The organism is Streptomyces sp. WAC05292 (assembly GCF_003949955.1).
Lineage (GTDB): Bacteria > Actinomycetota > Actinomycetes > Streptomycetales > Streptomycetaceae > Streptomyces > Streptomyces globosus.
Window position 1 is genome coordinate 1 of the sequence record NZ_RPSE01000451.1, and the last position, 4,655, is coordinate 4,655.

Annotated in this window: 3 protein-coding genes; all 3 read left to right on the plus strand. The window is 75.6% G+C overall.

What is annotated here, in order from left to right:
* The first annotated feature begins 32 nt into the window (after positions 1-32).
* The 3 genes from EF903_RS28975 (at position 33) to EF903_RS28985 (ending at position 4,631) form a co-directional block, all read left to right on the plus strand.
* A complete protein-coding gene (locus tag EF903_RS28975; protein WP_125547973.1) occupies positions 33-2,768 on the plus strand; it encodes a GNAT family N-acetyltransferase in 2,736 nt (911 codons plus the stop codon).
* A 61-nt stretch (positions 2,769-2,829) separates the two neighbouring features.
* Positions 2,830-3,429, plus strand: coding sequence for a DUF5998 family protein (locus EF903_RS28980; protein ID WP_114054566.1), 600 nt, complete (start codon positions 2,830-2,832; stop codon positions 3,427-3,429).
* The gene (locus EF903_RS28985) at positions 3,429-4,631 is read left to right on the plus strand and encodes an alkaline phosphatase family protein (RefSeq protein WP_125547974.1); all 1,203 of its coding nucleotides are present in this window, start codon (positions 3,429-3,431) and stop codon (positions 4,629-4,631) included. Before EF903_RS28980 ends, EF903_RS28985 begins: the two co-directional genes overlap by 1 nt.
* Positions 4,632-4,655 lie beyond the last annotated feature (24 nt).

The window sequence follows — 4,655 nt, forward strand, 5'->3', positions numbered from 1 at the left end:
CCTCCCGCCCGCCCTGGGCTTAGGATCACCGCATGACCACCGCGTCGGACCCCTCGTACCCGGCCCACTGGGAAGCGGACGTCGTCCTGCGCGACGGCGGCACCGCACGCATCCGGCCCATCACCCCCGAGGACGCCGGCCGCCTGGTCAGCTTCTACGAGCAGGTCTCCGACGAGTCGAAGTACTACCGGTTCTTCGCCCCCTACCCCCGGCTCTCCGACCGCGACGTGCACCGCTTCACCCACCACGACTACGTCGACCGGGTGGGCCTTGCCGCGACCGTCGGCGAGGACTTCATCGGCACCGTCCGCTACGACCGGATCGGCCCCGACGGCCGCCCCGCCTCGGCCCCCGCCGACGAGGCCGAGGTCGCCTTCCTCGTCCAGGACGCCCACCAGGGGCGCGGCGTCGCCTCCGCCCTCCTGGAGCACATCGGCGCGGTCGCCCGCGAGCGCGGCATCCGCCGCTTCGCCGCCGAGGTGCTCCCCGCCAACACCCGCATGATCAAGGTGTTCACGGACGCCGGCTACCAGCAGAAGCGCAGCTTCGAGGACGGCGCCGTCCGCCTCACCCTCGACCTGGAGCCCACCGCCGAGTCCCTCGCCGTCCAGCGGGCCCGGGAACAGCGCGCCGAGGCCCGCTCCGTCCAGCGGCTCCTCGCCCCCGGTTCCGTGGCCGTCGTCGGCGTCAGCCGCTCCGGCGGCGGCGTCGGCGCGGCCGCCCTGCGCAACCTCCGCGACAGCGGCTTCCGCGGCCACCTCTACGCCGTCAACGAGGCCCGCGCCCCCGGCATCGAGGGCGACCTCCTCGACGGCGTCCGCGCCTACCGCTCGCTCGCCGAGATCGACGCGCCCGTGGACCTCGCCGTCGTGGCCGTCCCCGCCGAGCGGGTCCCGCAGGTCGTCGCCGACTGCGGCGAACACGGCGTGCAGGGCCTCGTCGTGCTGTCCGCCGGCTACGCCGAGACCGGCCCCGCCGGCCTGGAGCGCCAGCGCGAACTCGTCCGCCAGGTCCGCTCCCACGGGATGCGCCTCATCGGCCCCAACGCCTTCGGAGTGATCAACACCGCGCCCGAGGTCGCGCTCAACGCCTCCCTCGCGCCCGTGCCCGCCCCCGTCCCCGGCCGGATCGGGCTCTTCACCCAGTCCGGGGCCATCGGCATCGCGCTGCTGTCCGCCCTGCTCCGCCGCGGCGAGGGGCTGTCCTCGTTCGTCTCGGCCGGCAACCGCGCCGACGTCTCCGGGAACGACATCCTCCAGTACTGGTACGAGGACGAGGCCACCGACGTCGCCCTCATGTACCTGGAAACCCTCGGCAACCCGCGGAAGTTCACCCGGCTCGCCCGCCGCACCGCCGCCGTCAAGCCCGTCGTCGTCGCCAAGGGCGGCCGCCACACCCCCGCCGGCCACGCCGTCCCCGGCACCCGGCTTCCCGAGACGACCGTCTCCGCCCTGCTCCGCCAAGCCGGCGTCATCCGCGTCGACACCGTCACCGAGCTCGTCGACGCAGGCCTCCTCCTCGCCTCCCAGCCCGTCCCCGCCGGGCCGCGGGTCGCCATCCTCGGCAACTCCGAATCGCTCGGCTACCTCACCTACGACGCCTGCCTCGCCCAGGGCCTGCGGCCCTCCTCCCCGCTCGACCTGACCACCGCCGCCACCCCGGCCGACTTCGGCGGCGCCGTCTCCGCGGCCCTCGCCTCCGACGCCCACGACGCCGTGATCGTCACCGCCATCCCCTGGGTCGGCGAGGAGGCCGGCCCCGGCACCGGCCCCGACACCGGGGCCGACGACCTCGCCGACGCCCTGCGGGACGCCGCGGCCGCCCATCCCGGCAAGCCGGTCGCCGTGGTCCACGTCGAGCTCGCCGAGCTCGTCGGGGCCCTCTCCCGCGAGGACGTCCGCATCCCCGCCTACCCGGCCGCCGAGCGGGCCGTCCGGGCCGTCGCCGAAGCCGTCCGGTACGGGCAGTGGCGCCGGGCCAACGCCGACTCCGGGCACGTGCCCGAGTACGACGACATCGACGAGGCGGGTGCCGCCGCCCAGCTCGCCGCCCTCCTCGCCGGCGGAGCCGGCCCCGACGGCGTGATCACCCTCGCCGACGGCGACGCCGCCGCGCTCCTCGCCCGCTACGGGATCCGCGTCCTGCCCACGCTGCCCGCGCCCACGCCCGACGCCGCCGCCAAGGCCGCCGCGGCCCTCGGCTACCCCGTCGCCCTCAAGACCACCGCCCCGCACCTGCGCCACCGAGCCGACCTCGGGGGAGTCCGCCTCGACCTCACCACCGAGGCCGAGCTGCGCCGCTCCTACGACGAGCTCACCGAGCTCCTCGGCACCCCCGCCGAGCTGCAGCCCGTCGTCCAGGCCATGGTGCCCCGCGGCGTCGACACCGTCGTCCGCTCGGTCATCGACCCGGCCGCCGGCGCCGTCCTCTCCTTCGGGCTGGCCGGCGTCGCCTCCGAGCTCCTCGGCGACACCGCACACCGGCTCGTCCCCGCCACCGACCGCGACGCCGCCGGACTGATCCGCTCCATCCGCACCGCCCCCCTCCTCTTCGGCTGGCGCGGCAGCGACCCCGTCGACACCCCCGCGCTGGAAGAGCTGCTGCTGCGCCTCTCCCGGCTCGTCGACGACCACCCCGAAGTGGTCGGCGTCACCCTCGAACCCGTCGTCGTCGCCACCGAGGGCCTCTCCGTCCTCAGCGCCGCCGTCCGCATCGCGCACCCGCCCGCCCGCACCGACCTCGGCCCCCGCACGCTCCCCAGCTACTGAGGACCCCCGGGGGCGTCCCGAGGCGGCCGGGGCGCCCCGGACGGGCCTTAGGATGGACCCCATGGCGAAATCCGGTACGACGACCCAGGGGCTGCGCACGGCGATCGAGCGCAGCGGCTACTACCCGGCCCTCGTGGCCGAGGCCGTGGAGGCCGCGGTGGGCGGCGAGCCGATCTCGTCGTACCTGGTCCACCAGGAGACGACCTTCGACTCCAACGAGGTCCGCCGGCACGTCACCGTGCTCGTCCTGACCGGCAACCGCTTCATCGTGAGCCACACCGACGAGCAGGCCGCCGACGCGGGCTCCCCCTCGCCGTACGCGACCACCTCCACCGAGTCGGTCAAGCTGGCCAGCATCTCCTCGGTCGTCCTCAGCCGCGTCGTCGCCAACCCCGAGTCGTACACCCCGGGCACCCTCCCGCGCGAGGTCGTCCTGACCATCGGCTGGGGCGCCGTCTCGCGCATCGACCTCGAACCGGCCGCCTGCGGCGACCCGAACTGCGACTCCGACCACGGCTACACCGGCAACTCCACCGCCGACGACCTCAGCCTCCGCGTGAGCGAGGCGGGCGACGGCCCCGAGGCCGTCCGCCAGACCCTGCTGTTCGCGCAGGCCCTCTCCGAGGCGACCGCGGCCACCGCCGCCGGCGCCGCCCGCTGATGTCCCACTCCGCACCGCCGAACTGGGACGAGCCCGAGCTGCTGGACCTCGCCGGCGCGCCCGTCCCGCAGTACGGGGCCGGCTCGCTCGCCGACCTGCTGCCGACCCTCGTGGCCGGCCAGGGCGTCCCCGGCTTCACCGCCGCCATCGCCGAGCTGGCCCCCGCCGACCGGAACTGCGTGTTCCTGGTGGACGGCATGGGCTGGGAGCAGATAAGGGCCCACCCGGCCGAAGCCCCCTTCCTCACCTCCCTGCTCGGCAGCTCCCGCGGCGGCACCGGCGCCCCCCTCACGGCAGGCTTCCCGGCGACCACGGCCACCTCGCTGGCGTCCGTCGGCACCGGCCTGCCGCCCTCCCGGCACGGCCTGCCCGGCTACGCGGTCCGCAACCCCGCCACCGGCGAGCTGATGAACCAGCTCCGGTGGAACCCGTGGACCCCGCCGCGCCCCTGGCAGCCGTACCCCACCGTCTTCCAGCTGGCCGACGCGGCCGGCGTGGCCACGGCCCAGGTCTCCTCGCCCGTCTTCCAGAGCACCCCGCTCACCCAGATCGCGCTCAGCGGCGGCACCTTCCACGGGCGGATGACCGGCGAGGAGCGGATGGACCTCGCCGCGGACCGGCTCGCCGCGGGCGACCGCTCGCTCGTGTACACGTACTACAGCGAGCTCGACGGCGCCGGCCACCGGCACGGCGTGGACTCCGACGCCTGGCGCGGCCAGCTGATGTACGTCGACCGGCTGGTCCAGCGGCTCGCCGAGCAGCTGCCGCCGCGCACCGCCCTGTACGTGACCGCCGACCACGGCATGGTGGACATCCCCTTCGACGAGGACTCCCGCATCGACTTCGACGAGGACTGGGAGCTCGGTGCCGGCGTCGCCCTGCTCGGCGGCGAGGGCCGCGCCCGGCACGTGTACGCGGTCCCGGGCGCCGAGGCCGACGTCCTGACCGTGTGGCGCGAGGTGCTCGGGGACCGGTTCTGGGTCGCCGGCCGCGAAGAGGCCCTCGAACTCGGCTGGTTCGGGCCGCCGGGGGAGTGCGACGAACGCGTCCTCGGCCGGATCGGCGACGTGGTCGCCGCCGCCCACGCCGATGTCGCGATCACGGCGTCCCGGACCGAGCCGAACGAGTCCGCACTCGCCGGCATGCACGGCTCCATGACCCCCGCCGAGCAGCTCGTCCCCCTGCTCGAAATCCGCACCTGACCCCGCCGCCACCCGCACCGCACC